Raw genomic sequence first — 26,629 nt, forward strand, 5'->3', positions numbered from 1 at the left:
CCTTTCATCCGTTGACAGCGATCACACACCAAAGGGAAACATGTCGTCTTCCGGTTCCACGCTTTGGCTTGACGGCAGTGGAATCGCAGTCACTGCTTGCGTCTGTTCAATCCAGACCATGGCGTCGAATTGTTCGGCCAGCACCGCTTTGAAATAATGGCTGCTGCGCTCGCTTTCAGGTCGGTAGATCACACCGATGGCCCGCTCAAGCAGTGGCGTGGACAGCGCCTGGCGTAAATCTTCGCGCAGGGGATCGCGCCAGTCGGTCAATGACGCGGCGACGCCGGCTTCAAGAAACTGATGCTCCCAACTGTCCGCACGCGAGGGCCGGACGTCCTTGATGCGCATATCGCCGTCCCAATCATCGGCTGCGGCCACTTGGCCACGGTCTGTGCTCATGCCGATAAGCACAACATCGCGTCCATAAGCCGTACGGCACAGTTGGCCGATATTGAACTGGCCCTCCCAGCCCATTTCCGTGGCGGCTGCATTGCCGATATGGGAGTTGTGCGCCCACACCACGGCCTTGGCTTCAGGTCCTCGATGCTTGAGCAGCGCGCGCAAGGTATCGAACATGTGCCTGTCACGCAGGTTCCAGGAGGCTGACGTCCCGCGATAAATGGCGCGGTAATATTGTTCCGCCGCTTGAACGACCGTGGCATTTTGCGTGGCATTGAAGAATGCTTCGTCGTCTTTGATAAGCCCGGCCAATTGTTCGGCCAGCATGGCGTTGAGTTGCTCGACCACGGGTTGTTCACAGGGCATTACGCCACCGCGTTCGACAAAGTGGCCGTACAGCGCGGGATCATCTTGCCAAGGTGTCAGGCAGCCATAGCGACGCCGTGCTTCGTGTGCCAGCTGGGGGTCGACCCGGTCCAGGTAGTTCAAGACCTCGCGAATGGAATTGCGCAAGCTGTAAACGTCCAGTCCGCGGAATTCGACGCGCAGTTCGGGCGCCTTCTGATGATTGTGCTGATGCAGCCAGCGGGCGAACGTCTGCACATCGGTATTACGGCACATCCAGACCGGGAATCGACTGAACACATGGCGTTTCCAGGCGGAGGGCGCCAGCCCGCGAACATAACGGTCGACATGGCCCGCGTCCGGCCAATCCGCTTCGACAGCAACGATAGTGAACCCATGCCGTTCAATCAGGCGTTTCGTGATGGCTGCCCGGGTGCGGTAAAAATCGGAGGTGCCATGGCTGGCTTCACCGATCATCACCACGCGAGCATCGGCGTAACGATCGAACATTTCGCCGAAGTCCTCTGAATCCAGTGCGGGTAGCGGTTCTGCGCACTGGCGTAGCAGGGGGGCAATGGGGGGCTGGGTACCGCTGCCACGGGGGCCTGTGAATGTCTTCAGTATGTTCTGCCAAGGTGAGTTCATGACCGTCATCCCGGTGAGTGTGGATTACTCGACGTGCGGCGCTCTTTTTTGAGTGGTGCGTAGATCCTCCGCTTCAGGCGCTGCCTCTTTGCTCATTCCTACGCCTGGATTCAGGCGATTGTTTGAGTTGTATCAACAACGGGCGCAATAAAACCCATGATCCGCCCTGCGGCCGCTCACTGACGGGTGCCTTCATGAACTCTGATCTGCATCAAGGAGCGGCTCGCAGGATAGGCAATGCTCATTGTCACGCCCACGTGTCGGTACCGCGCCATGACGCCCACCGCAGCGCCCATCAAACACCTGCTGCCAGACCTGGAGTCGTCATCGGCAACACTCGGACACGTGGTCAGCAACGATCAGATTGCGGCGATTTTCGATGATATTGCCGACCTGCTGGAAATCGAGGATGCCAATCCTTTTCGCATCCGGGCCTACCGCAATGCGTCGCGGACCCTAACGGCGCTGACGCTTGAACTGGCAGGGGTGATCGGACGCGGTGAGGAACCGCCCAAACTGCCAGGTATCGGGGTCGATCTCGCGGGCAAGATCAAAGAAATCGTAGCCACAGGCGACTGCGTGCTGCGCCAGCGGTTACGTCTGACGTTGCCGTCCGGGCTGGTGGAGTTACTGTCCGTCGCTGGTCTGGGCCCTAAACGGGTGAAGCACCTCTATCACGATCTGGGCATCGAAACCGCGCAGCAGCTGTGTCAGGCCGCCAAAGAGGGTCGCATTCGTCATCTACATGGTTTCGGTGAAAAAATGGAGGCTCGCCTGTTGGAGGCCGCGCAGAAAGGGATCGGTGTAGACCGACGTCTGCCCTTGGCCTTTGTCGCCCCCATCGCGCAAGCGCTGATTGATTATCTGCAGAAGATTCCAGGCGTGGTTTCAGCCACAGTGGCCGGGAGCTTGCGGCGCATGCGCGATACCGTCGGCGATATCGATATTCTGGTTGCTGCCGAGCCCTCGGTTGAAGTCATGACCGCCTTTCTCAAACATCCGGACATAGCGACCGTGCTGGTTCACGGCCCTACTCGCGCCAGTGTGGTGCTGAGCACCCGGTTGCAGGTGGACCTGCGCGTGGTCAAGCCGTCAGCTTACGGCTCAGCCTTGGTGTATTTCACCGGCAGCAAAGCGCATAACATCGAAATTCGCCAATGTGCGCAGAAGCAAGGCCTGAAACTCAGCGAATATGGCGTGTTCAAGGCAAAAAAGCGTATAGCCGGCGTCACCGAGGCTTCCGTGTACCAGGCCTTGGGGTTGGTATGGATCGAGCCGGAGTTGCGCGAAGCCCGAGGCGAAGTTGCTGCGGCTCAAGCAGGTCGGCTGCCCAGACTGATTGAGTTGCGCGATCTGAAGGGGGATCTGCATGCGCACACATTGGCGTCCGACGGCGGCAGTAGTCTCGAAGACATGGCGCTTGCGGCGCGCGCTGCCGGGTTGGAATATCTGGCAATCACCGATCACTCACAGCACCTCAGGATTGCCCACGGCCTGGATACCGACCGGTTACTGAGGCAAATCGACCAGATCGATGCACTCAACGAACGCTTGTCGGGTATTACCTTGCTCAAGGGGGTTGAAGTGGACATTCTCGAGGAGGGCGATCTGGACCTCCCGGATGACATTTTGCGGCGTCTGGACCTGGTGGTCGGTGCCGTGCACAGTCATTTCGGCCTGACGCTACGCCAACAGACCCAGCGCTTGCTGCGTGCGATGGAACATCGCTATTTCACGATTCTGGCGCATCCACTGTGCCGCTTGATCAACGAGCGAGAAGCACTGGCCATTGATCTGCCCGAGGTCATCAAAGCAGCAAAACAGCGTGGTTGTTGCCTGGAGCTCAACGCGCAGCCGCAACGCATGGACCTGTTCGACCTGCAGTGCCATTACGCCAAGGATCAAGGCGTGATGATTTGCATCAACTCGGATGCGCACCGGCCCGCTGACTTCGCCAACTTGCAGTATGGCGTCGGTCAGGCACGTCGCGCCTGGCTGGAGAAGCACAATGTTCTCAATACGCGTTCGCTGGTAGAACTCAGGGGGTATCTGACGTCATGTTCTGGCAAGGGATAAGCCTGTTTGCGGGCCACTCGGTGCGATTTGAAATAGTGGGTTATTGGTTTACGTCTCGGCATGCCGCCGGATCAAGGAGGCTAAGATGAGTGCGCGCGTGGACCAGGTCTCGACGATTGATTACGTTCACCCGGACGGAGCGACGGCAAAGATTGATTTTATATGGGGTGCAGCGGATGACCCGGTTCCGAAGGGGTTGCGTATTACCGTGAAATTCGCTGATAGAAAAATCCATATCCTCCGGGAGAAGGCTGTTTACAGGAGCTTCGACGAAGCTAAAAAGCAGGGGATGAAACTGGCTGCAGGCGTTATTGATCTGCTCGGCGAGCCGCTAGGTTGAATGCAGCCCCAGGGAGGTTGGCAAGCAGACTTTCTCGGTCTCTACAAAGGACATCTCGCGCCAGGAGCCATGACTGTGATGAAAGTGCTTTCTCTGTCCAAGGTATACCAGTTGCTTGAGCCCGGCCCGGTGGTTTTACTGACGACCGCGAGCGGTGGGGGTAGCAACGTCATGACCTTGTCGTGGCACATGATGGTCGAGTTCGCGCCGCCATTGGTGGCCTGCATCGTGAGCAGTGCCGACTACAGTTTCACGGCACTGCGCGCGACCAAGGAGTGCGTCATCGCCATCCCGGCGCTGGAGCTGGCACCCAAAGTGGTTGAGGTCGGCAATTGCTCTGGACGCAATGTCGACAAGTTCGCGAAGGTCGGGCTCACGCCGATACCCGCCCACGAGGTTGCGGCGCCTCTGATTGCAGAGTGCTTCGCCAATCTCGAATGCAAGGTGGTGGATACGCGCCTGGTGAACAAATTCAATCTATTTGTGCTTGAGGTGGTGAAGGCTTGGGTCGATCCAGAGCAGAAGGCCCCCAAGACGATCCACCATCAGGGCTACGGTCGGTTCGTGGTCGACGGAGAGACGATCACATTGGACTCGAAAATGCCCTGACGATGACTCAACACCTGACGAACCGGGACGTGGATCAACATCCGATTAGTTTATTTGCGGGCAACCATCAACCGCGGCCCGGCTTCCGCGGGTTTGAGGGACATCAGCGCCGGAAATTCTTCTGGCGTCAGTGTTTCTTTTTCCATCAGGAGTTTGGCGCCGGCATCCAGATCAGTCCGTCGACTCTCAAGCAACTCCTTGGCGCGACTGTAGGCTTCATCGAGTAACGCCCTGATGCCGAGGTCTATTTCCCGTGCAGTTTGTTCCGAGTAGTCCTTCTGACCCAATCCCGGTATGTGGTCGCCCAAGTACGTGGGATTTTGTCGCTCCAGTACCGACTGGCCAAGCTCCGCGCTCATGCCGAAGCGGGTAATCAGTTGTCGGGCGATATCGGTGGCCCGGGTCAGGTCGTCGGCGGCGCCCGTCGAGATCTGACCATAGGCGATGAACTCGGCGGCGCGACCGGCCATCAACACTGCAATGCGATCCTTGAGCATCTGGCAACTGATGAGGAAGTGATCCTCGGTCGGGCGTTGCAGGGTATAGCCCAGTGAGCCGATGGAGCGGGGGATGATCGAGACTTTATGCACCGGGTCCATTCCCGGCAAGGTTCCGGCAGCCAGGGCATGGCCCATTTCGTGGTAAGCGACCACCAGGCGCTCCTGGGGCTGCAACAGGCTGCTTTTGCGCTCCACGCCAGCGACAATGCGCTCCACCGCCGCCGTGAAGTCATCCAGGCTGACCGCCTGGGCCCCGCGACGGGTTGCGACAATTGCGGCTTCGTTGATCAGGTTCGCCAGGTCTGCGCCGGTGAATCCTGTGGTGATCTCGGCAATGCGTTCACAGTCGGCGCTGGGCTCGGCGGTGATGTTTTTGATGTGCACTTTGAGAATAGCGACTCGGCCCTTGCGATCCGGGCGGTCGATGAGGACTTGGCGATCGAAGCGACCAGCCCGCAGCAATGCCGGGTCGAGAATTTCCGGGCGATTGGTGGCCGCCAGCAGTACCACGCCTTCGCGAGGATCGAAGCCGTCCAGCTCTGCCAATAGCTGGTTGAGTGTCTGTTCTTTTTCGTCGTTGCCACCAAACGCGCCAACGCCGCGCATTTTTCCCAGTGCGTCCAGTTCGTCGATGAATATGATGCAGGGCGCGGCCTGCCGAGCCTGCTCGAACAGGTCACGCACCCTGGCTGCGCCGACGCCGACGAACATCTCGACGAATTCGGAACCCGAGATGGAAAAAAAGGGCACCCCGGCTTCTCCCGCGACGGCCTTGGCGACCAGGGTCTTGCCGGTGCCGGGAGGGCCGACCAGCAAAATTCCCTTCGGTATGTGGGCGCCCAAGCGTGCGTACTTGGCTTTATCCTTCAAAAAGGACACCACCTCCACAAGTTCTGCCTTGGCTTCGTCGATGCCCGCCACATCCGCGAAGGTGACCCCTGTATCGCGCTCGACGAATATTTTCGCCCGGGATTTACCGACGTTCATCATGCCACCGAGGCCTTGTTTTTCGGCGAGGCCGCGAAATAGAAAGTGCCAGACCACCATGATCATGACAAAGGGCAGGAGCCAGCCCAGCAGCGCATTCAGAAGTGTATTTTCGTTGACACCGGAGAAGCTGACATTGGATTGAGCGAGCTCTGTGGCCAACGTGGAGTCAACCCGGACCGTCGAGAACTGGTTGTGCCCATTAATCGGTTCTTGCAGTTTTCCGCTGATATGGTCTTTCTCGACGCTCAGCTCGCTAACTTTTTGCTCATTGAGCAACTGAAGGAATTGGCTGTAAGGAATCGACTCCACCGCCGCCCGTCCGGCAAACAAGAACTGGACCAGTGTCAGCGCAATAAAGGCAATGAAAAAGTACGAAATATTCAACTGATGGTTCTTCTTCATGGCCTTCGCTCGAGGGTGAACAACGAATGTGGACATCAGCCCGTTACAACGCAACATAAGGTCGTTCAGCCGCCTTGGGCGAACGTGAATACTGTTTACAACTTTAGACCCGCAGCCACCGTTCAGCTTGATGTAAATCAAAGTGGCGCCTGGCCGTGTGCTTATTCAGTTCGGGTAAGCCGTGCAGGGGCGGGGCATGGGTCGAGGGTGGCAGACAGATCGTTGTGCCGATTGATATATATCAACGCGATCAGCCGCAAAGAGGAAGAGCATGATTCCTTGAGTGCTTTGCCCATCGTTATGGACTGTCCGGATCTGTTTTGTTTGGCATTTATGAATGCTCAGGAAGGTCTATGAACGCTGATCGCTTAGAAAAATCCGAGAGTCAGGCCATCGTATCGACAGGCCTGACCAAGTGGTTTGGCGAAGGCGATGTGCGAATGACGGCCGTGGACAACGTTGAGTTTGTCGCGCATTTTGGCGAAATGGTGTTCATCGTCGGTCCCTCCGGCAGCGGCAAGACCACCTTCTTGAGCATGATTTCCGGAATTTTGCGGCCCAACGCCGGGACGGTGACGGTGAACGGCGCAGACATCTGGACGTTGAGCAGCGATCAATTGGCTGACTTTCGCCTGAATACCATTGGCTTCGTATTCCAGGACTATCACCTGTTTCCGCGCCTGACCGCTGCCGAAAACGTCGCGATCCCGCTGATCCTCAAACATCACGATTGGGATGACTCCCTCGCTCAGGCCAGGAAAAGCCTGGAAGTGGTCGGTCTCAAGGACCGGGGTGAGGTGCTACCGGTAAAACTGTCAGGAGGAGAGCAGCAGCGGGTCGCCATTGCGCGTGCCATTGTCAGCAGCCCGCAGATACTTATTCTCGACGAGCCGACAGCTTCGCTCGACGGTGACACTGGCAAGATGATCATTGCCTTTGTAAAGGAGAAGGTCCTTAACGAAAGCCGTTGCATCCTGATCGTCACCCATGACGCGCGGATCAACGAATATGCGGATCGAATCATTCATATGGAAGATGGCCGGATCAAGGATATTGATGAGGGCTCGGAATGAGGAACAAGATTCTGTTCGGGCTCGCGATATGCGGGGTGCTGGCCGGGCTGATAGCCGCATACATTTTTGGCCGGGAGGAACAAGTCCTGCCGCCTGTATTCACACCGGCCAGCAGCCCTTACGAAACTGCCATTTTTGCCAATGGCATCATTGAAGGCGAGCAGTCAGGCGGTTCAAATATTGTGATTTACCCGCAAGTGTCCGGGCCTGTCACCCAGGTATTTGTGCATGAAGGGCAGGTTGTGTCGACCGGCATGCCCTTGCTGACCATCGATGACTCGGTGCCAAGGGCCAACCTTGAGTTGGCAGAGTCCAACTTGAAAACGGCCCGTGACCAATACCAAAAGCGCCTTGCCTCATACACGATTGACCCCAAGTCGATCAGCAAGGACACATTGGACACGGCAAAGAATCTCATGGGCCAGGCCAGCGCAGCCCTTAAAGCCGCCAGTGCATTACTCCAGCAATATTCAATCAAGGCGCCAGTAGAGGGGGTGATATTGGCCGTCAACACCACTGTTGGCAGCTATGTATCGTCTCAGGGCGCGTACGACACGTACATCCAGGGGTTCAGCCCGCTGGTGGTCATGAGCGCTTCCGAGGTCACCCTGGCTGTGCGCTGTTATGTGGACGAGATACTGATTTCGCGGTTACCTGCACCGGAACATATTCGTGCACAAATGTCGATTCGCGGCACGGACATAAAGATCCCCCTGGAGTTCGTTCGCGTTCAGCCTTATGTGTCGCCGAAAATCGAACTGTCTAATCAACGCCAGGAGAAAGTTGATCTCCGGGTGCTGCCAGTCATTTTCAGGTTCCAGAAAAAAGACCTCCCGATGGTGTATCCGGGTCAATTGGTGGACGTCTTCATAGGGCAGAAATGATGCGCCAGCCCTGCGGCTCAACGCCTCGCAAACCTCTGGGTTTACTCAAGGGCATGGCATGGCCGGTCATCAGTGTCGTGCTCATGAGTGCCTGTACGGTCGGTCCTGATTTCTCGCGCCCGGAACCGCCCGCAGAGAGCCGCTACACGAACGATCCGATGACCCGCACCGTCACGGCAGAAGGGCAGGCGCAACACTTTCTGTCGGGTTCCGAAGTGCCCCACGATTGGTGGCGGCTGTTCAAGTCTGAGCCGTTGAATGCGACTGTCCGTCAGTCGATTTCCCACAACCTTACCCTTCAGGCAGCGGAAGCAAGCTTGCGTCAAAGCCAGGATAATCTTCGCGCCGGCTATGGTGTGTTCTACCCGCATGTCGACGCGCGTTTTGGCGCTTCTCGTGAGCTAAGCTCACAAATACAGCAGGGTTCGGCGGTGCCTGGTTCGATTTTTAACGTGGTGACGTTGAGTGGAACCATCAGTTATACGCTTGATGTCTTTGGCGGCGAGCGGCGGGCCGTCGAGGGTTTGCAAGCCCAGGTCGACCGTCAGCTGTACCTGAACAAGGCGGCCTACCTGACCTTGACCGCGAATGTCGTCAACACCTCCATCGCCCGCGCGGCTTATGCCGCACAAGTGCGTGCGACCGAGCAGCTTATCGCACTTGAAAACGAACAACTTCATACCACCGATGTACAGGTTCGCGCCGGTACAGCGCCTTACTCGGCCGTGCTGAGCCTGCGCAGCCTGATCGCCACGAATGAAGCGGCGCTACCGGCGCTAAAGCAAAAAATCAGTCAAACCGAACACTTGCTGGCGACGCTTGAAGGTGTGGTGCCGACTGATGTCATATTGCCCGACATTGATTTGATGGGGCTCGCATTGCCCCAGGATTTGCCTGTCAGTTTGCCGTCCGCGCTGGTCCGTCAACGCCCGGACATTCTGTCCTCTGAAGCTCAACTGCATGTGGCCAGCGCCAATATCGGGGTTGCAACAGCCGCCCTGTTTCCCAGCTTCAGCTTGAGCGGAACCTACGGGACCGCCAGCTCCACCCTGGGCTCGCTGATTGGCGGGGGGAACAGATTCTGGAGCATAGGGCCTGCGGTCGATGCGCCTTTGTTTCAAGGCGGCAGCTTGTGGTATGGCCGCCAAGCGGCGCTAGAGGCCTACCAGCAAGCCGCCGCAACCTATCGACAAATCGTCCTGGAATCGTTTGCACAGGTCGCCGACGCACTGCGGGCGCTGGAGTTCGATGCGCAAGCCCTGCAGAAACAAGGGGAGGCGCAGGCGACGGCCGAAGAGGCGCTTCAGGTGTTGCAAGCCAGCTATCGGTCGGGTCTGGTGACGTACCTGGACCTGCTGGTGGCGGACATACAGCTTCATGAAGTAAACATCGCTTACCTTCAAGCACTCGCCCAACGCCATCAGGACACGGTTGCGTTGTTCGTCGCGCTGGGCGGTGGCTGGTGGAATACGCCGGGTCCTGTCAGCCATGAGCAAGCGCCATGAAGTACGCCGGCATCTTGCGAATCGGTTTCAAGCTGTTGGTGAATGACAAGGCCAAGTTTTCTGCCTTGCTGATAGGGATCACGTTTTCTGTCTTTCTGATGATGCAAATGACGGCCATGTTCGCCGGTATTCTGAACCGCGCCTACTCGACCGTGACCAACATCGGGGCGACGATGTGGGTCATGGATCAGGCTGTCAATACGCCGGTCAATACCATACCGCTCCCCGATTATTTGCTGGATGCAGTGCGCAGCATGGACGAGGTCAACTACGCGGTGCCGATCTTTATCGGGGGGGCTCAAGTCAGGCTCGAAAGCGGGACCTATCAACCGGTCAGTGTGATTGGTCTGGACGACACCAGTCTGTTTGGCCGCCCGGAACTCGAACAGGGGCGCATTGAAGACATCTACGCGGAAAACGCCTTCATCATGGTGCACGACGCCGAGTTCGCCAAACTGGAGAGTCCGAAGATCGGCACTTCATTCGAGCTTAATGACCATCGAGGCACGATCGTAGCCCTCGCCAAGGTCGCCGCCAGCGGACTGACGGGCGTACCGACGCTCTACACAACCTATCGACGTGCCATTGAATACATCCCGACCACGCGCTTCACGGTTTCATACATTTTGCTTCAGCCAAAGAGCGCTGCAGGCGAGGCGAGTATAAAAAGCCAAGTTGCCCAATTGGGCTATGTCGCGCTGACCAAGGACGAGTTCAACCAGCGAATTACCCATTTCTACATCTACCAGACCGGTGTGGGCACCAACATCCTGATGATGACCATTATCAGCTTTCTCATCGGACTCTCGATCTCCGGACAGACCTTCTACACCTTCATCCTGGAAAACCTGGACAAATTCGCTGCCTTGAAAGCCATCGGGGCGAAAGGGCGGGAGCTGATTTATATGATCCTGTTTATGGCGACGTTTACGGCGATGACCGGCTATGGACTGGGCATTGGCCTGGTCACGTTAATGATTTCTATCGCACGATCCAATGTGCCCAACTATGCGGCCATCATCACCTTCTGGAACCTGGGGCTTGCCTTCGGCATGGTGCTATTGATCGCCGGAGTTTCCAGCTATGTGGGGATACGCAAGGTCCTCAAAATCGAACCTTTCGATATTTTCAGGGGGTAACTGCCTTGAAAAAGCGCGCGGCAAAGATTGAAGTGGAGGAGGGCGCAGTCTGTCCGCGTCAGATTTGACAAATATCAAGATGCCCAAGGGTAGAACAGAGGCACATTGACGCTCGTATGCGGCAATAGCTCACTCTCGGGGGGCAAGATGATGGACAAGTATCAACAGAGTCAGAAGAACAAAATTTTCAAAGAGGGCACCCATGATCCCTACCGGATGGACCGTGTCAGCGGTGCGGCGCTCTGCCCGCAGTGCGGCTCACTCTATCAGGACGGCAACTGGACCTGGCATATCCCGGAAAGCACCATCGTCGGGGATGCGGAAGAGACTGTTTGCCCGGCGTGTCGGCGCATTGCAGACGACAGGCCTGCAGGCACGTTGAAGCTCTCCGGAAAATTTTTGCACGACCACCAAGAGGAGATTCTGAACCTGATCCATCACACAGAGGAGGTGGAGAAGGCCGAACACGCTCAGGAAAGAATCATTAAAGTGGTTGAAGTGGATGATGCGCTTGAAGTGACCACCACAGGCATACACCTTGCCAGCCGCATAGGTCATGCACTTAATGCGGCCTATAAAGGCAACTCTCATTACCACTACAGTGATGATGAAACTCACCTCACCGTCAATTGGGAACGACTATAACGACGTTCAGCCACGTGCCGACCGCCAGGGTCACGGCGGTCCGCCCACTCCCTTCCTTCTTAGCTCAAACGCGCCGCGCGCTCAGCCGTCAGCAGCTCCAGATAGAGCTCAGCATAGGGTTCTATTGCCTTGTGCCAATGGAACGGGGCGGCCATGGCGCGGCAGCGCATGGCGTTGAGTAGCTCGGGATTGGCGAAGACCTTGATCGCCCGCGTCAGCGCTTCGGCGTAGCTTTCCACGGTCGATTCTTCGAACAGAAAACCGGTCACACCATCTTCAATGGTGTCGGCCAAACCCCCTGTTTTACGGGCCACCGGCAAGGAGCCGAAGCGCTGGGCGTACATCTGGCTCAAGCCGCAAGGCTCATAACGCGAAGGCATCAGCAAAAAATCGCTGCCGGCAAACATGCGTCGGGCATCCGTTTCGTTGAACCCGATGCGCACGCCGATCTGGCCAGGGAAACGCAGGGCCAGTGCGCGCATGGCGTCCTCTTCCTCCGGTTCGCCGCGACCAATGATCGCAATTTGCCCGCCCTGATTGACGATATGCTCGGCAACACCGATGGTCAGGTCCAGGCCTTTCTGGAAGACCAGGCGCGATACCACGGCGAACAAAGGGCCCGTGGAAGGTTCAAGCTCGAACAACTCGCGCACATGGTCGGCATTGATTTCCTTGCGCTGCCATTCGTTCGGGGCAAACCGGCAAATCAAGTGTTCATCGGTTTCCGAATCCCAGCTGGCGTCGATTCCATTGGGAATCCCGCTGAGCAGCCCTTGGCTGGCCTTGCTTTGCAGAAAGCCTTCCAGGCCACAGCCAAAGGCCGGCGTGGTGATTTCCTTGGCGTAAGTCGCACTCACGGTGGTTATGTGGCTGGCATACGCCATGCCTGCCTTGATGAATGAGAGCTTGCCGTAAAACTCCATGCCGTCCGCGCCCAGCGCTTGGTCAGGAATACCCAGTTCGCGGCTGGAACCGGTGCTGACCGTGCCTTGATACGCCAGGTTGTGGATGGTGAAGATGCTCGGTGTGGCCTGCCCCCGCCAGCGCATATACGCGGGTGCCAATCCGGCGGGCCAATCGTGGGCGTGTACCAGTTCCGGACACCATTGGGTTTTTACCGCGCCGGCGGCGAAGTCGGCTGCGGCCAGGCCGAGGCGGGCGAAGCGGATATGGTTGTCAGGCCAGTCACGGCCGTTGTTATCACCGTAAGGCGTGCCTTCACGTTCGTACAGCTCAGGGCAGATCAGCACGTAAATGACCAGACCGTCTTTCATGTCCATCCGCCCGATCTTGCACGGTGGCAGGGCGGCATGACCGCCCAGCTCGCTGATGACATGGATCGGGTTACCACTATTGAGCACTTGCGGGTAGCCGGGAATCAGCACGCGTACATCGTGCAGGTGGCGCATGGCTCGCGGCAGTGCGGCAGACACATCGCCCAAACCTCCGGTTTTCACCAGATCAGCCAACTCTGAGGTCACGAACAGAATTTTTCTTCTGTTGGTCAGGGTAATACTTGGCTGTGAAGTCGGAAGTTGCAGCAGTGAAATACCCTTCGAAGCAAAGGCCTGCGGAGGGATCGGCTCGCTGATTGGCGGGTTAAAACGCTCTCCCTTCTGGGGGGTGACTGCAACGCCCATAATCTTTTCCTTTCACGATCAAGTCGAGGGAGCATTCATTGTTATCTGTGTACCACTCACGGATAACTTCTTCATTGGCGTCATTCACCCTCGCGTGCCGCCAAAGGCAATACCCAACCCCCTGCTGCCATGAAAGGAGCACCCGATTACTGGCAGGTTTGCATGGGCCTGTTCTGTTGATGTTGATCTAGATCAATGAGCGTCCGTTGACCCATTGCACCTGACAGTCGGGCGGGGTAGCTGCACCGTCTTTGCTGTCGGGTCAAGATCGTGTCCCGGCATGGATGTCATCCAGGTCGTCGATAAACGCCATCTTTGACTTCGATCAAGCGCCGTTGGCGAGTAAGGGCAACAGTACTGATGTGGTGCGATTTAGCGCCGTTGTTCAGTGTCGATAAATGTCTTTTCCTATCAGCGCAACAACCGTCAGAAGAGGATTTTTGTCATGGCTCATTCCCTTAAAAAAATGCCTGCCCAGGCCAATGAATCGAACCGGGACGTTGCGATCAATACGAATGCATTGCATCCGTTTGAACAGCTTCGTCGTCAATTCGATCACCTGTTCCAGAACTTCAATAATCTGCCTTCATTGCTGTCCTCGAGGCACAGTGGATTTGACCTCGATCCGCTCTTCTCGGGCGATTTCGTCGGGCTGCAATCGCCCGCTGTCGACATTGTTGAAAACGAAAAAGACTTTGAAGTCACCGCCGAAGTACCGGGCGTGGACGAAAAAAATCTGACCGTGAAAGTCGTCAACGGCAATTTGCAGATCAAAGGCGAAAACAGAGACAACAAGGAAGACAAGTCCGGGAACTATCACCTGACCGAGCGCCGCTATGGGTATTTTGAACGGACCTTCAGCCTGCCCAAAGGGGTGGACGCGGATAAAATCCAGGCGCGCTTCAGCAAGGGTGTATTGACCGTCAATCTGCCGAAGAAACCTGAAGCGATGAAGCCTGAGAAAAACATCAATATTGAGCTGGACTGACGTTTTCGGCGCCGGTCCATGATCCGGCTGGCGGGCGATGCCTGTGCTTTTACGGCATTAAGTTTCGTTCCGCCGGTGATCCTCGACGTTAACAGGGCTCCGCCCATTGAGGTGTGAAATGGCACTGCGTCAACGGTTACTGTTGATTGCGCCTTGTAAAATGACTCACAGTCCGGCGTTTGAAAGAGCTGCTGCCTTGGCCGGGGCAATGGATGCATCACTCTCAATCGTCGCTTTTGCCTATTTCGAGACAATGGAGACGTTTAGTTTATTAGACACGCAGGGACGTGAAGCGGCCCGCGAGAGCCGTCTCAAACTGTTCCATCACTGGTTGGACATCGAAACGGCGCAACTAAGGCAGCAGGGGCTGGAGACGTCTTTCGAGATTATTTGGGCTCCGCGCTCGGCTATTGAGATATGCCGATACATCAGTGTTTCGAACGTCGATTTCGTGCTCAAGGATTTGTATGCCGAGTCAGCGGCCAGGCCCTTGAGTCTTTCAGAACTGGATTGGCAGTTGTTGCGTGGAAGCCCCGCGCCGGTTCTTCTTGTGACGGATGCCCGGCACCCCCATCCTCGGAAAATTCTGGCAGCTGTCGATATCCTTCATGAAGATACTCATGTTCAACAGTTGAACGACTCGATCATTGAAACTGCCGGGCGTCTAGCGCGAGCATGCCACGCGTGTTTGCACCTGTTATCCGTGTATGACCGGTCGGTTCAGCCTTTAGCAGACATTGATGAACAACAGGCATCGACGCCCCCCAGTTACGAGGAAGAGGAAGCGCTGTTCAACGCGCTTGCCGACAAATACGCTATCGACGAGGAGCATCGGCATTTCATCGCGGGGGCGGCTGCGAATGTGATCAACGCCTATGTCGCGCGGTGCAACTACGACATCCTGGTCATGGGGACGGCGAACCATCGGCCCCTCGACATGTTATTAGGGCGTACGGCTGACATTGTCCTCGATCATCCGCCTTGTAACGTTCTTGTATTAAAGCCTTTTGCCGTGGGGCGACCGAACGACCAGGACGAGTCGGCAACAACGTCCACTGCGTTGTTGATGAAAAAGTAAGGGCTGCTAAATGAGGCCTCGCAGGCGTTGGCCTGACTTGATCTAAATCAAGCGACAGCGATGGCATTCACTGAAAATTCAGCCAGTTTTCCCAAACTGGCTGGGAGTTCCTTATGTCGTTCGAATCGCCGATCCCGGACGACCCGCTTCAACCTTCGCTCGACATCGGCCAGCGGGTGACCTCATCCCTGCTGTGGCTGTCCTGGCTGGCGGGCACTGCGATGCTCGCAGCTGTGATCGCTGTCGCCTTGCACCTGAGCGATGTCGAGGCATTTGGTGCGTTGTTGGAACGGGCAGAGCCCCCATGGCTGATTGCGGCCGTTGTGTTGCAGGCGCTGACTTATCTGGCCCAGGGGCAGGTCTTCCGTGGAGTGTTAAAAGCAGGGCACGCACAGCTGTCTCTGTGGGATTCAAGCAAAATCAGTCTGATGAAGTTGTTCGTCGATCAGGCGTTACCCTCTTCGGGCATCAGCGGGGCGTTTGCGGTCATTGCTTCCCTCATTAAAATGGGGGTTGCCCGGCCATTGGCGCTGGCTTGTCTGGTCCTCGATCTTTCCGCCTATTTTTTTGCCTATGTGCTGACTGTCGGGGTCGCACTGTTCATCGTCGTGCTGCAAGGACATGCCACGTCCTCGCTCATTGCGACCTGCCTGATATTCGTCACGGGGAGTCTGGCAGCCGCCATAGTTGCACCGCGCCTGGCTGGCCATTCGGAACTGCAACGGCGCTTCTCTGTGAAGCACCCTGCACTGATAGGTAAAGGACTGGCCTTGTTGACAGGGGCCGACACCCAACTGGTGCGCAACCGCGCCCTGTTGTGGCGTACCACGCTTTTAGAGTTGGTCATCATCCTGCTCGACTGTTTGACGCTGTGGGTGCTGGTGCGCTCGCTGGGGGTGTCCGCACAGCTGCCTGGGTTGTTCGCCGGGTTCATGCTGGCCAGCGTACTTCGCAGTATTGGAATTGTGCCGGGTGGGCTGGGGGCGTTCGAAGCGGCCGCAGTGGTCACTTTGCATTGGATTGGCATCGAGATTCCGGTTGCGCTGTCTGCCACTTTGTTGTTCCGCGGGCTGACTTTTTGGCTACCCATGTTGCCGGGCATGTGGCTGGCCCGTAGTGGCCTGGGAACCCCTTCGGTCAAGGGTGATGTGCCAGCCAGCGAGGTCTGGTGGCAGACGCCTGCTGAAGAGCTGATCCGCTCATTTGGAAGTTCTGTTGAAGGCCTGAGCAGTGAGCAGGCAAAAGCGCGTTTGCGACCTGCTGCGCCGATGGGCCGGAGTCGACCGCGTGGGCTGCTGCGGCTGACGATAGAGCAGATGCGTAGCCCGCTGGTGATCATTCTGATCGTGGGTGCTTTGGTGGCGCTGTTAGTCGGGGACTGGATCAACGCGGCCATTGTGTTGTTGATCGTGCTGATCAGCGCCTTGCTGAGTGCCTGGTATGAAAATCGCGCGAGCACGGCAGTCGAGCAGTTGCGTCGGAAAATCGCTACGCTGGCCGTCGTTCGTCGCGCAGGCAAAACTCTGGAAGTCCCCGCGTCTGAAGTTGTCCCCGGCGATATTTTTTTGCTCAGCGCGGGCAGTCTGATTGCCGCTGACGGTCGAGTGTTGGCTGCGCGCGATTGTTTCATCAGTCAGAGTCTGCTCACCGGCGAGACGTACCCTGTAGAAAAACTGCCGGGAGACGTTCCTGCGGAGGCGTCTCTGATTCAACGCAGCAACTGCGTATTCATGGGCACCTCCGTTCGCAGCGGAACCGCCGAGGTGCTTGCCACCCGCTATGGCGATGACAGCGAGTTCGGTCAGATTGCCAAATCGCTGTCGTTGCGGCCACCGGAAACCGAATTCGAACGCGGCCTGCGGCATTTTGGCGGACTGCTGCTGCGCGTCATGCTGGTCATCACGTTCCTTGTTTTCGGTATCAACATTTTGTTGCATCGACCGACTCTCGACACACTGCTATTTGCCATCGCCTTGTCCGTCGGTCTATCGCCAGAGCTGCTACCTGCCATCCTCAGCCTTACCTTGGCCAAAGGCGCGCAGCGTATGGCTGCTCGTGGCGTCATCGTGCGCCATCTCAGCGCTATCGAAAATCTGGGTGCGATGGATATTTTGTGTACTGACAAGACCGGAACCTTGACGCGCGGTGTGGTGGTGCTGAATGCCGCGGTGAATGTCGAGGGTGAAGAGGAGGTCAATGTTCTGCAATTGGCCCTGTTCAACGCGCATTTCCAGACGGGGATGAGTAATGCGATGGACGATGCCATCACAACCAAGGCCCAGGCCAGCGCTGTCGACGTCGGACACGTCAGCAAGCTCGATGAGATTCCATACGACTTCGGGCGCAAGCGTCTAAGTGTGGTGGTTGCCGATTGCCCGGAAGCCCCCATCCTGCTGGTCACCAAAGGTGCTGTCGAAAACGTCCTGGAGGTTTGCACTCATCTTGGTTGCGCTAACGGTACGCAGGTTCTGGATGAGACGGCGTTGGCGGCGATCCGTAAACGGTTTGCTGCGTGGAGTGAGCAAGGATTTCGCGTGCTTGGAATTGCCACTCGTTCGCTGCCTGCACAGACTCGATACAGCCGTAACGAGGAGGTGGGCCTGACCTTTCGTGGTTTTCTGTTGTTTTTCGATCCTCCCGAGCCGGGAGTAAAAGCCACGATGGCCGCGCTGGCAAAGCTGGGTGTTCAGGTCAAAATCATCAGTGGTGACAGCCATCTGGTCGCACGCTATGTCGCCTCTGCCGTGGGGCTCAATGTGCAACGGATCATCACCGGTTCTGAGTTGGCGCTGTTGAAAGACGAGGTGCTGATGCACCTGGCGCCGACGGTGACGCTATTTGCCGAGGTCGATCCCAATCAGAAAGAGCGAATTATTCGCGCCCTGCAGAAGACCGGTCATGTGGTAGGTTTTCTCGGTGACGGGATAAACGACGCACCTGCACTGCAGGCGGCCGACATAGGGATCTCGGTGCAGAACGCCGCTGATGTTGCAAAGCAGGCGGCTGATTTTGTTTTGCTTGAGCATGACCTGAATGTGTTGCGCGAAGGCATTGATGAAGGTCGCCACACGTTTGCCAATACCCTGAAGTACATCTCCATCGTGTCCAGTGCGAACTTCGGAAACATGATCAGCATGGCGCTGGCCTCATTGTTTCTGCCCTTTCTGCCTCTGCTGGCAAAGCAGATTTTGCTGAACAATTTTCTGTCTGACATTCCCGCGCTGGGCATCGCCAGCGATAACGTCGATCGAGAGTGGGAACAGACGCCTCATCGCTGGAACCTGGCGGAAGTCCGCAACTTCATGGTGGTATTCGGACTCGTCAGCTCAATCTTCGATATCTTCACCTTCGGCGCGTTGTATTGGCTGGTAGGCATTGCGCCAGACCTGTTTCGTAGCGGCTGGTTCGTCGAATCACTACTGACTCAGTTAATGACCATTTTCATCGTTCGCACGTACAAGCCGTTCTATAAAAGTCACCCGGGTCGAATGCTTCTGATCAGCGCATCCGTGATAGGGGTTCTGACCGTTTTACTGCCCTACAGCCCAGCCGCTGTCTGGTTTGGACTTGTCCCTTTACCGCTGGGCCTGCTCGCCGTGTTGTTGTCCATCAGCCTGCTTTACATGGCCACTGCCGAATGGGTAAAGCGGGGTTTCTATCGCAAGCGACCTATCAAACCAAGGCCACTTCGTCGCCGTGGCGACCCTTGAGGGTGTCCGTTTGTGGCGTGGGCAGAGGCGATTGTCGGCCGGCCAGTGCAGGTGGAGGGGTTCAACGTTTCGGGTCCTGATGACGACTTCTGATTTAAGTCAATGCCACTCATGCCATGTCGTTCAACATTGAACTCTGCCCGAATTGCGGAGAACGCTATGGCAAATTTCCAGCGTCTACTGTTGATAGCTTCCCCGCAAATGCGCCGTACTTCTGCATTTGAGCGCGCGGTGGCATTGGCGAAGGCCAGCAATGCCGTACTCCATATCGTTGCGTTTGATTATATGGAAACACTCGCAATCGTTGGGGTTTTCAACCAAGGAGCAATGGCGGAGCTGCGTGAGGGGTACTTGCAGATGCATCGCCACTGGTTAGAGCAAGAGGCCGAATATGAGAGAAAAAACGGGCTTGAGGTCACCACCCAATTGTTCTGGACACAGCATGTCATTGACGAAATTCGGCAATACGTCGACACCCAACAAGCGGAGATGGTGATAAAGGATGTTCACCAGGAATCAACGCTCAAGCGCGTTTTTTTTACACCGCTGGACTGGCAACTACTGCGTGATTGCCCTGTGCCTGTCCACATGGTGATCGATTCGGCAAGCCCGTTACCGCATAAAATCGTGGCGGCGGTTAATCTTTTTCGCTCTGCTGATGCAGACCTTCGGCTCAACGATATCATTATCGAAACGGCTTCCCGGTTGGCAGCACAGTGCGATGGCGTTCTACAGATGCTGTATGTCTACGATGGGTCCGCTGTCTATGCTTCAGGCTTTACGATCATGGGGGCGATGCCCATCGAAGCAGACTTTGTCGATGCGTTGGGTGATGCACACCTTGAAGCCTTTGTTGCGCTGGCGAAACGCTATGGTATTGCGAAGGAAAATGCCTATTACCTGGCAGGGACGCCGCTCCCGGCCATCAAAAAGTTCGCGGTCGATAACGCGGTTGATGTACTGGTGATGGGCACACGCCCTCATCACAATCTGGACTTGGTATTGGGCGACACCGCTGAGAATATTCTTCAACACGCCCCCTGCAGTGTTCTTGTGGTCAAAGCGTAGACAATGACGGCATTTATTCTCAATCAGCTCGGCGGCACCCTGACACCAGGGAATGTAAGGCTGCTAAATCAAGGATCTCTACGGCTCTGCCTGAGATACGTACAATCTCAAGCTCACGAAGGCGCGCAATAGCCCGGCAGACTGTTTCCAGGCGCAAGCCAAGATAAGACCCGATATCTTCCCGGGTCATTCTCAGAACGAACGCTTTGGATGAGTAACCGCGCGCGACCATTCGATGCGACAAATTCAGCAAAAAAGCGGCTAGACGCTCATCGGCATTCAGGTTACCCAATAACAGAAGCATTTCATGATCACGGACTATTTCTCGACTCAGCAGCCTGTGCAGGTTGTGTTGAAGCGAAGGCAACTCATGAGACAGCCGTTCCAGTTGCATGAAATGAATCGGGCACGCCTCACTGTCTTCCAGTGCGATTGCATTGCACACGTGTCGATCATTGCTAATGGCGTCTATGCCCAGCATTTCTCCCGCCATTTGAAAGCCTGTCAGCTGTTCGCGGCCATCCTCCGAGATGACGGTCGTCTTGAAAAATCCATACCGGACGGCGTACAGCGAACGCAAAGGATCTCCCGCATGATAGAGCGTCTCACCTTTTTTGATTTTGACCCGTTGCTGAATGAGGGTGGACAGAAGATCAACTTCTGAACTGTTCAGGCCTGCCGATAAACACAGCCCGCGCACACTGCACCCCGAACAGGCAGCCTTTAGTTGTTGCACAGGGCCAAGCATTACCGGAAGCGTCATGAGAGATCTCCTGTTGTTTTTTTAGCGTAGCCAATGGGCCCTCGTCATGACAGGGCGGCTGATCAGTTATAGATGAATGGCGGGCGAGGCGGGGAGGACTTTATTAGTATTTTTTGTTGTATGGAATTCCCGGTCAGGGAATAACTACAGCGCACACACATATTCAAATGAGTGGGCTGTTTACGGTTTTAAACTAAGGTGAATTGTTTTGCGGGTCTCCAACTAACAGTTCATTGATAGTGTGCGTGAAAGTGTTAACTGGAAGTTACACCTTGATGGGAATTGTCATTCGGTACGCACAGGTATGACGCCATTTTTTTAGCACTGTCGTTTTTTTTGGTCAGTGGAGGGTTATTCAATAATGGTTGCGATGGACGGGTTCTTATCGCGCGTTGATCTGACGCCTTTTGGTTCTGGCAGTGGCCCCTCTGATGTAGATCAATGTGTGGGCCGCTTGACCGTCAAGAATGTGAGAAACATAGGCCCTGTCGGGAGGAGGCCATCCATTCTCCCCAGCCGTTGACCCTTTCCGTAAATGGAGGCGTTACATGTCCGACTCTGAGCGTTTATTGCTGGTGGCTTCGCCTTTGATGCACCGAACCCCGGCTTTTGACCGAGCGGCAGCACTGGCTAAAGCTAAAGGCGTCCCATTGCATATCGTTGCTTTTGACTATGTTGAAGGCTTGGCAACGGCGGGACTGGTCAATGAGCAAGCGCTCACTGAAATGCGCGAGGGTTACCTGATGCGGCATCGTCAGTGGCTTGAAGAGCAAGCCGCCGCCCTGCGCAACCTCAGCATAGTGGTGACAACGGAAGTGATGTGGGTTCAGCGTCCACTTGAGGAGATCTTGCGCCACGTCAAAGAATTAAACCCCTCCATGCTGATCAAAGACCTTGAGCATGAATCCCTGCTTATGCGCACCTTGTTTACACCTCTGGACCTGCGTTTATTGAGGGAGTGTTCCTCCGCCTTGCACCTCGTTGCGAAAGTCCAGCATGCCACGCCGAGAAAAATTCTGGCGGCGGTAGATCCGTTTAAACCGGAAGAACAGTTCGAGCAGTTCAATGATCACATCATCCTGGCGGCCGAGAAGTTGGCGTCGCAGTGCAACGCTGAACTGCATCTGCTGTATGCGTATGACCTTTCATATATGTATGCCTCGGAGGGCATGGGCTCGACAATATTTTCAGCGGGCATGGGCGAGGCGGTGTATGAGGCTGAAGGAAAAGCATTTACTGAACTGGCTGATCGATACCGGGTGCCGCCAGAGTGCCGTCACTTCATCATGGGTGTTCCGGCGAAAGTCATTACTGCTTATGCCGAAGAAGAGAATATCGATGTTGTCGTGCTGGGCACGGTGCACCGCAGAGGGTTGAACAAACTGTTGGGCAGCACCGCAGAGCAAGTGGTTTATCACATGCACAGCAGTCTGTTGGCGATCAAACCGTCATCGTTTTAATAGCGGCATGGAGGGAGCGCTGTGGTTACTTTAGGTGATCGTCACGTTGGCGCCGCGTTAACAGAAGTATGAAAGCGACTGCAGAAAAAGCAGCACCTGCATAGAAAGTCATTGCTGACCCATAGGTTTGCCACAGCAGGCCTGCAAGCACGCTTGCCAGGAGCATGGAGACTCCACTCACCAGGTTAAAAACCCCAAAGGCGGTTCCCTTCAGCCCTGCCGGTGTCGTGTCAGCCACAAGAGCGGCCAGCAGTCCCTGACTGAATCCCATATGCAGTCCCCACAATGTGACGCCGAGCATCAGCATTGTGATGGACTCTGCGTTGGCTAGCACCAGATCGGACACGATAAGCAATATCAAACCCACGCCGAGAAGCGCTTTGCGGCTGACACGGTCAGAGAGTTTCCCCACGGGGTAGGCAGAGAGGGTGTAGAACAAAGCCATCACCACCATCACGATGGGCACCCAGGTCGCGGAGAGTCCTGCTTGCTGGCCGCGCAAGACCAGAAACGCCTCGCTAAAGCGCGCCAGGGTGAACAGCGCTCCCACAATCACCACCCACCAATAAGCTGGCGAAAAACTGTAGAGCAGCTGTAGACGTATCGGCGAACGAAAGTGCTGAGCTCTCTGCTCGCGCTCGGGCTCATCGACGCCAACAAAAATCAGGCTGACGGCCACCAGCGCGGGTATCACGGCAATCCATAAGACCAGAGGAATGTTTTCACTGAATATGTACATCAGGCCGATGGCCACTGCGGGTCCGAGAAAGGCCCCTACGGTGTCCATGGATTGACGTAAGCCGAAGCACGCGCCACGGATCTCCGGTGGCGATACATCGGCGACCAGGGCATCGCGTGGCGCTCCGCGGATCCCTTTGCCAATCCGGTCCAGAAAGCGTGCGGTAAATACCATTTCTGCGGAATGAGCCAGCGGGAAGAGGGGCTTGGTGAGTGCAGCAAGGCCGTAGCCCAGCAGCAAGAGGCTCTTGCGTTTACCGAAATAGTCGCTGATCGCGCCGGAAAAAACTTTCACAATCAGGGCCGTAGCTTCCGCAATGCCCTCGATCAAACCTAGCGTGATCATGTTGACGCCGAGCGTGCCGACCAAAAATACCGGCAGCAGCGCATGAACCATTTCTGACGACAAGTCCATGAACAGACTGACGAAACCCAGTGCCCAGACCGTGCGTGGAATGCTGCGCGTGATTACCGTCTCGGACATAGGTCATGTTCCAGGTGGGCCAGCCGATTCTCCGCAGCGCTGATCGTGCATGTCGCTCGACAGGCTGCGGGTACCGGGTAGAGCTTACCGCCCAGGCAACATGCGGGTCAGGGTATTGTCGCGGCTTATGTAATGGTGAAACAGGCCGGCCGCTGCGTGCAGGCCTATCAGCCAGTAGCCGGTTGTCCCGGCCAGCTCGTGCCATTCTTTAATTGATTTAGCCAGCACCTCATTCTTGTCGATCAGGGGCGGCAGTTCAATTCCGAAGAAGGGAATGGATTTACCGGCCGCACTCAGTACGAGCCAACCGGCGAGCGGCGCGCCTATCATCAGCGCATACAGGGCGAGATGCATCAGCTTGGCGGGGATTGCCTGCCACTGCGGAAGGGCGGGTACGACTGTAGGTGTCGGTGCAATCAAACGGGCCAGAAGACGTAGCCACACCAGTGCGAAGATCGCCAGACCCAGCATGAAGTGCCATTGCTTGAGCAGCTCGCGAAAGTCGCTGCCTTTGGGGAAGTTCCCTTTTAGTTCGATACAGGCGTAGACGCCAATGATCAAGATCAGCATCAGCCAATGCAGCCCGATGGAGAGAATGCCATAACGTTGTTCTGTGTTTTTCCAGCCCATAACAATGTCCTTGTTGTCCGCGTTACTTGGTAAGTGGCGATTATTCTGAGGCACCAAGCTTAAACCAAACTGAACGCAGTGCGTGTTTAACGCAAGGGATCACGCTGCCAAATCCGAGGGGTTGGGCGCAAAAACTCACCGTCCAGCGCTGTTTCTGCTTTACCTTATATATGGAAAAACATATATTCGAAAAACCATATGTGAACTGAAGCCCTGTCATGACCGATCCTCTGACACCCACCACTGTTTTTAAATGCCTGGCTGACGACAATCGAGTGCGCATGATGCTGCTGGTCGCCCGCGACGGTGAACTCTGCGTCTGCGAACTGACCTGCGCGCTCAATGAGAGCCAGCCCAAGGTCTCCCGGCACTTGGCCCAACTGCGCAATTGCGGACTGCTGGCGGATCGTCGGCAAGGTCAATGGGTGTATTACCGCCTGCACCCGAACCTGCCTGATTGGGTGCGCGGCGTTCTGACCACCGTACTGGCGGCCAACAAACACTGGTTGAGCCCTGACGCGAAACGCCTTGATGAAATGGGCGACCGCCCGACGCGCGCCGCAGCCTGCTGCTGATCCATCCACGTTGAGCGCCGAACAGCTCAAGGCTGAGCTAGCCCTGATCGGTACGCTTTAACAGTAGGAGATATGTCATGAGTAAAAGCCGCCTTTCCTTTCTGGACCGATACCTGACCCTGTGGATTTTCTTGGCCATGGCGTTCGGCATCGGGCTGGGAAGCCTGTTCGAAGGCTGGCCGCAGTGGCTCAACAGTCTCTCGGTGGGCAGCACCAACATCCCGATCGCCATCGGTTTGATCGTGATGATGTATCCGCCCCTGGCCAAAGTTCGTTATGAAGAACTGCCAGAAGTCTTCAAAGACAAGCGCATCCTTGCTTTGTCCCTGATCCAGAACTGGGTTGTCGGACCGATATTGATGTTCGCTTTGGCCATTGTCTTCCTGAGCGACAAGCCGGAATACATGACCGGATTGATCCTCATCGGCCTAGCACGTTGCATCGCCATGGTGCTGGTCTGGAATCAGATCGCAGGAGGCAACAACCAATATGTCGCCGGATTAGTGGCCTTCAACAGCATCTTCCAGATTCTGTTTTTCAGTCTGTATGCCTGGGTGTTTCTTGGCCTCCTGCCGCCACTGTTCGGGTTACAAGGCAGCGTGATCGAGACCAGCTTCATCAGCATCGCCGAGTCGGTTCTGATCTATCTGGGCGTGCCATTCCTGGCCGGTTTTCTGACCCGCAGGATGCTGATCGCACGCAAGGGCGACGCTTGGTATCAAGAACGCTTCATTCCGAAGATCAGCCCGCTGACCCTGGTGGCATTGCTATTGACCATCATCGCCATGTTCAGCCTCAAGGGCGACAAGGTGCTGCAATTGCCGCTGGACGTGCTGCGCATCGCGATCCCGCTGACGATCTACTTTGTCGTGATGTTCTTTCTCAGTTTCTGCATGGGCAAGCTGCTCAAGGCGGATTATCCACGTACCACGGCTCTGGCTTTTACCGCTGCGAGCAATAACTTCGAGCTCGCGATTGCGGTGGCCATCGCTACCTTTGGCCTGGCGTCTCCGGTCGCTTTTGCCACGGTGATTGGCCCGCTCGTGGAAGTGCCGGTGCTGATTTCTTTAGTGGGTGTAGCGCTGTGGCTTAAACGCCGCTGGTTCGATGAATCCAAGAGCGCAGCTGCGCAGGACAACGACTATGTATGACGACCACAACCCCCAGCTTGACGCCGACCTGATTGAATTACCTTCGGCAGACAAACTGGGGATCGAGCTGAAGTCCACCCATAAACCACGCATCCTGCTGCTGTATGGATCGACGCGTGAGCGCTCCTTCAGCCGCTTGCTGGTAGAGGAGGCGGCTCGCCTGCTGCAACGCATGGGCGCCGAAACACGGGTCTTCAATCCATCAGGCTTGCCATTACCCGATGACGTGGCCGACGACCACCCGCAGGTTCAACAGCTGCGCGAGCTGATGCTGTGGTCGGAAGGGCAAGTCTGGTGCTCACCCGAGCGTCACGGCTCAATGAGCGCCGTATTCAAGGCACAGATCGACTGGGTCCCGTTGGCCATGGGCGCAGTCCGCCCGACCCAGGGTAAAACCCTGGCGGTCATGCAGGTGTGTGGTGGTTCGCAGTCATTCAACGTGGTCAATCAACTGCGTGTACTTGGGCGCTGGATGCGGATGTTCACCATCCCTAATCAATCGTCTGTACCGAAAGTCTATCTGGAGTTCGACGAGAACGGGCGCATGAAACCCTCTCCCTTCTATGACCGTGTCGTCGACGTGATGGAGGAGCTGGTGAAGTTCACGCTGCTGCTGCGCGACCGCCAGGACTATCTGGTTGATCGCTATTCCGAGCGCAAGGAGTCGGCGGAAGCACTCATGGACCGGGTTAATCAGCGTTCTATCTGAGGACAGTTTCACCGCGTGATAACCAATATTGGGCACGTTCGGCACGCGCAGGTCGGACTCCCACTAACATCAGTTATATGGAG

At 56.2% G+C, this 26,629-nt stretch carries 22 protein-coding genes; 16 read left to right on the top strand and 6 right to left on the bottom strand.

Annotated elements, in window-relative coordinates; all coding sequences use genetic code 11:
* Positions 1-21 precede the first annotated feature (21 nt).
* Positions 22-1,389: an erythromycin esterase family protein gene (locus AC1MEA_RS18925; protein ID WP_480417067.1), complete on the bottom strand. Its 1,368-nt coding sequence runs from the start codon at positions 1,387-1,389 to the stop codon at positions 22-24.
* A 237-nt stretch (positions 1,390-1,626) separates the two neighbouring features.
* Here AC1MEA_RS18925 and polX point away from each other — a divergent pair, with 237 nt between their 5' ends.
* From polX to AC1MEA_RS18940, 3 genes are all read left to right on the top strand, one after another.
* Positions 1,627-3,465 (top strand): DNA polymerase/3'-5' exonuclease PolX, encoded by a 1,839-nt coding sequence (gene polX / locus AC1MEA_RS18930; protein ID WP_480417068.1) that lies wholly within the window; start codon positions 1,627-1,629, stop codon positions 3,463-3,465.
* A gap of 85 nt (positions 3,466-3,550) precedes the next feature.
* Entirely contained in the window at positions 3,551-3,805 is a 255-nt protein-coding gene (locus AC1MEA_RS18935) for a hypothetical protein (RefSeq protein ID WP_219059994.1), read from the top strand.
* A 78-nt stretch (positions 3,806-3,883) separates the two neighbouring features.
* Positions 3,884-4,414: a flavin reductase family protein gene (locus tag AC1MEA_RS18940; protein WP_219059993.1), complete on the top strand. Its 531-nt coding sequence runs from the start codon at positions 3,884-3,886 to the stop codon at positions 4,412-4,414.
* Between the two features lie 50 nt (positions 4,415-4,464).
* Here AC1MEA_RS18940 and ftsH read toward each other — a convergent pair whose 3' ends face one another.
* Positions 4,465-6,306: an ATP-dependent zinc metalloprotease FtsH gene (ftsH, locus tag AC1MEA_RS18945; protein ID WP_219059992.1), complete on the bottom strand. Its 1,842-nt coding sequence runs from the start codon at positions 6,304-6,306 to the stop codon at positions 4,465-4,467.
* Between the two features lie 353 nt (positions 6,307-6,659).
* On the opposite strand from ftsH, the gene AC1MEA_RS18950 reads away from it, so the two are divergent.
* The 5 genes from AC1MEA_RS18950 (at position 6,660) to AC1MEA_RS18970 (ending at position 11,552) form a co-directional block, all read left to right on the top strand.
* The gene (locus AC1MEA_RS18950) at positions 6,660-7,379 is read left to right on the top strand and encodes an ABC transporter ATP-binding protein (RefSeq protein WP_219059991.1); all 720 of its coding nucleotides are present in this window, start codon (positions 6,660-6,662) and stop codon (positions 7,377-7,379) included.
* Entirely contained in the window at positions 7,376-8,263 is an 888-nt protein-coding gene (locus AC1MEA_RS18955) for an efflux RND transporter periplasmic adaptor subunit (RefSeq protein WP_480417069.1), read from the top strand. The genes AC1MEA_RS18950 and AC1MEA_RS18955 overlap by 4 nt, the downstream gene beginning before the upstream one ends.
* Positions 8,260-9,768: an efflux transporter outer membrane subunit gene (locus tag AC1MEA_RS18960; protein ID WP_480417070.1), complete on the top strand. Its 1,509-nt coding sequence runs from the start codon at positions 8,260-8,262 to the stop codon at positions 9,766-9,768. The genes AC1MEA_RS18955 and AC1MEA_RS18960 overlap by 4 nt, the downstream gene beginning before the upstream one ends.
* On the top strand, positions 9,765-10,907 hold the full coding sequence (locus tag AC1MEA_RS18965) for an ABC transporter permease (protein ID WP_449634096.1): 1,143 nt from the start codon (positions 9,765-9,767) through the stop codon (positions 10,905-10,907). The genes AC1MEA_RS18960 and AC1MEA_RS18965 overlap by 4 nt, the downstream gene beginning before the upstream one ends.
* 150 nt (positions 10,908-11,057) lie before the next feature.
* Entirely contained in the window at positions 11,058-11,552 is a 495-nt protein-coding gene (locus AC1MEA_RS18970; RefSeq protein ID WP_219059988.1) for a BCAM0308 family protein, read from the top strand.
* 59 nt (positions 11,553-11,611) lie between these two features.
* Here the strand turns inward: AC1MEA_RS18970 and glgA are convergent, their stop codons facing one another.
* Positions 11,612-13,192 (bottom strand): glycogen synthase GlgA, encoded by a 1,581-nt coding sequence (glgA, locus tag AC1MEA_RS18975; RefSeq protein ID WP_480417071.1) that lies wholly within the window; start codon positions 13,190-13,192, stop codon positions 11,612-11,614.
* Between the two features lie 445 nt (positions 13,193-13,637).
* Here glgA and AC1MEA_RS18980 point away from each other — a divergent pair, with 445 nt between their 5' ends.
* The 4 genes from AC1MEA_RS18980 (at position 13,638) to AC1MEA_RS18995 (ending at position 20,036) form a co-directional block, all read left to right on the top strand.
* A complete protein-coding gene (locus AC1MEA_RS18980; RefSeq protein WP_480417072.1) occupies positions 13,638-14,180 on the top strand; it encodes an Hsp20/alpha crystallin family protein in 543 nt (180 codons plus the stop codon).
* Between the two features lie 118 nt (positions 14,181-14,298).
* Positions 14,299-15,258: a universal stress protein gene (locus tag AC1MEA_RS18985; protein WP_480417073.1), complete on the top strand. Its 960-nt coding sequence runs from the start codon at positions 14,299-14,301 to the stop codon at positions 15,256-15,258.
* Between the two features lie 113 nt (positions 15,259-15,371).
* Positions 15,372-18,968, top strand: a complete 3,597-nt coding sequence (gene mgtA / locus AC1MEA_RS18990; protein ID WP_480417074.1) for a magnesium-translocating P-type ATPase — start codon at positions 15,372-15,374, stop codon at positions 18,966-18,968.
* A 159-nt stretch (positions 18,969-19,127) separates the two neighbouring features.
* Positions 19,128-20,036 (top strand): universal stress protein, encoded by a 909-nt coding sequence (locus AC1MEA_RS18995; protein WP_219059984.1) that lies wholly within the window; start codon positions 19,128-19,130, stop codon positions 20,034-20,036.
* A 19-nt stretch (positions 20,037-20,055) separates the two neighbouring features.
* Here the strand turns inward: AC1MEA_RS18995 and fnr are convergent, their stop codons facing one another.
* Complete coding sequence (fnr, locus tag AC1MEA_RS19000; protein ID WP_219059983.1) at positions 20,056-20,799, bottom strand: fumarate/nitrate reduction transcriptional regulator Fnr; 744 nt, start codon at positions 20,797-20,799, stop codon at positions 20,056-20,058.
* Between the two features lie 548 nt (positions 20,800-21,347).
* On the opposite strand from fnr, the gene AC1MEA_RS19005 reads away from it, so the two are divergent.
* A complete protein-coding gene (locus AC1MEA_RS19005) occupies positions 21,348-22,259 on the top strand; it encodes a universal stress protein (protein WP_449634088.1) in 912 nt (303 codons plus the stop codon).
* Between the two features lie 25 nt (positions 22,260-22,284).
* Here AC1MEA_RS19005 and AC1MEA_RS19010 read toward each other — a convergent pair whose 3' ends face one another.
* Together AC1MEA_RS19010 and AC1MEA_RS19015 are read right to left on the bottom strand one after the other, a co-directional pair.
* Positions 22,285-23,481, bottom strand: a complete 1,197-nt coding sequence (locus tag AC1MEA_RS19010; RefSeq protein ID WP_480417075.1) for an MFS transporter — start codon at positions 23,479-23,481, stop codon at positions 22,285-22,287.
* A gap of 84 nt (positions 23,482-23,565) precedes the next feature.
* Positions 23,566-24,111 (bottom strand): cytochrome b, encoded by a 546-nt coding sequence (locus AC1MEA_RS19015; RefSeq protein WP_219059981.1) that lies wholly within the window; start codon positions 24,109-24,111, stop codon positions 23,566-23,568.
* 218 nt (positions 24,112-24,329) lie between these two features.
* Between AC1MEA_RS19015 and AC1MEA_RS19020 the strand changes: the two genes are divergently transcribed.
* The 3 genes from AC1MEA_RS19020 (at position 24,330) to arsH (ending at position 26,546) form a co-directional block, all read left to right on the top strand.
* Positions 24,330-24,686 carry a metalloregulator ArsR/SmtB family transcription factor gene (locus AC1MEA_RS19020; protein WP_480417076.1) on the top strand — a complete coding sequence of 119 codons (357 nt, stop codon included), beginning with the start codon at positions 24,330-24,332 and terminating at the stop codon, positions 24,684-24,686.
* 77 nt (positions 24,687-24,763) lie between these two features.
* Positions 24,764-25,837: an ACR3 family arsenite efflux transporter gene (arsB, locus tag AC1MEA_RS19025; protein ID WP_480417077.1), complete on the top strand. Its 1,074-nt coding sequence runs from the start codon at positions 24,764-24,766 to the stop codon at positions 25,835-25,837.
* Complete coding sequence (gene arsH / locus AC1MEA_RS19030) at positions 25,830-26,546, top strand: arsenical resistance protein ArsH (RefSeq protein ID WP_480417078.1); 717 nt, start codon at positions 25,830-25,832, stop codon at positions 26,544-26,546. The genes arsB and arsH overlap by 8 nt, the downstream gene beginning before the upstream one ends.
* Positions 26,547-26,629: the final 83 nt, after the last annotated feature.

Source organism: Pseudomonas sp. ASL8 (assembly GCF_056680355.1).

Coding starts and splice junctions, on each gene's coding strand:
- AC1MEA_RS18925 (WP_480417067.1), bottom strand. CDS start 1,389: ATGAACTCACCTTGGCAGAACATACTGAAGACATTCACAGGCCCCCGT.
- polX (WP_480417068.1), top strand. CDS start 1,627: ATGCTCATTGTCACGCCCACGTGTCGGTACCGCGCCATGACGCCCACC.
- AC1MEA_RS18935 (WP_219059994.1), top strand. CDS start 3,551: ATGAGTGCGCGCGTGGACCAGGTCTCGACGATTGATTACGTTCACCCG.
- AC1MEA_RS18940 (WP_219059993.1), top strand. CDS start 3,884: ATGAAAGTGCTTTCTCTGTCCAAGGTATACCAGTTGCTTGAGCCCGGC.
- ftsH (WP_219059992.1), bottom strand. CDS start 6,306: ATGAAGAAGAACCATCAGTTGAATATTTCGTACTTTTTCATTGCCTTT.
- AC1MEA_RS18950 (WP_219059991.1), top strand. CDS start 6,660: ATGAACGCTGATCGCTTAGAAAAATCCGAGAGTCAGGCCATCGTATCG.
- AC1MEA_RS18955 (WP_480417069.1), top strand. CDS start 7,376: ATGAGGAACAAGATTCTGTTCGGGCTCGCGATATGCGGGGTGCTGGCC.
- AC1MEA_RS18960 (WP_480417070.1), top strand. CDS start 8,260: ATGATGCGCCAGCCCTGCGGCTCAACGCCTCGCAAACCTCTGGGTTTA.
- AC1MEA_RS18965 (WP_449634096.1), top strand. CDS start 9,765: ATGAAGTACGCCGGCATCTTGCGAATCGGTTTCAAGCTGTTGGTGAAT.
- AC1MEA_RS18970 (WP_219059988.1), top strand. CDS start 11,058: ATGGACAAGTATCAACAGAGTCAGAAGAACAAAATTTTCAAAGAGGGC.
- glgA (WP_480417071.1), bottom strand. CDS start 13,192: ATGGGCGTTGCAGTCACCCCCCAGAAGGGAGAGCGTTTTAACCCGCCA.
- AC1MEA_RS18980 (WP_480417072.1), top strand. CDS start 13,638: ATGGCTCATTCCCTTAAAAAAATGCCTGCCCAGGCCAATGAATCGAAC.
- AC1MEA_RS18985 (WP_480417073.1), top strand. CDS start 14,299: ATGGCACTGCGTCAACGGTTACTGTTGATTGCGCCTTGTAAAATGACT.
- mgtA (WP_480417074.1), top strand. CDS start 15,372: ATGTCGTTCGAATCGCCGATCCCGGACGACCCGCTTCAACCTTCGCTC.
- AC1MEA_RS18995 (WP_219059984.1), top strand. CDS start 19,128: ATGGCAAATTTCCAGCGTCTACTGTTGATAGCTTCCCCGCAAATGCGC.
- fnr (WP_219059983.1), bottom strand. CDS start 20,799: ATGACGCTTCCGGTAATGCTTGGCCCTGTGCAACAACTAAAGGCTGCC.
- AC1MEA_RS19005 (WP_449634088.1), top strand. CDS start 21,348: ATGTCCGACTCTGAGCGTTTATTGCTGGTGGCTTCGCCTTTGATGCAC.
- AC1MEA_RS19010 (WP_480417075.1), bottom strand. CDS start 23,481: ATGTCCGAGACGGTAATCACGCGCAGCATTCCACGCACGGTCTGGGCA.
- AC1MEA_RS19015 (WP_219059981.1), bottom strand. CDS start 24,111: ATGGGCTGGAAAAACACAGAACAACGTTATGGCATTCTCTCCATCGGG.
- AC1MEA_RS19020 (WP_480417076.1), top strand. CDS start 24,330: ATGACCGATCCTCTGACACCCACCACTGTTTTTAAATGCCTGGCTGAC.
- arsB (WP_480417077.1), top strand. CDS start 24,764: ATGAGTAAAAGCCGCCTTTCCTTTCTGGACCGATACCTGACCCTGTGG.
- arsH (WP_480417078.1), top strand. CDS start 25,830: ATGTATGACGACCACAACCCCCAGCTTGACGCCGACCTGATTGAATTA.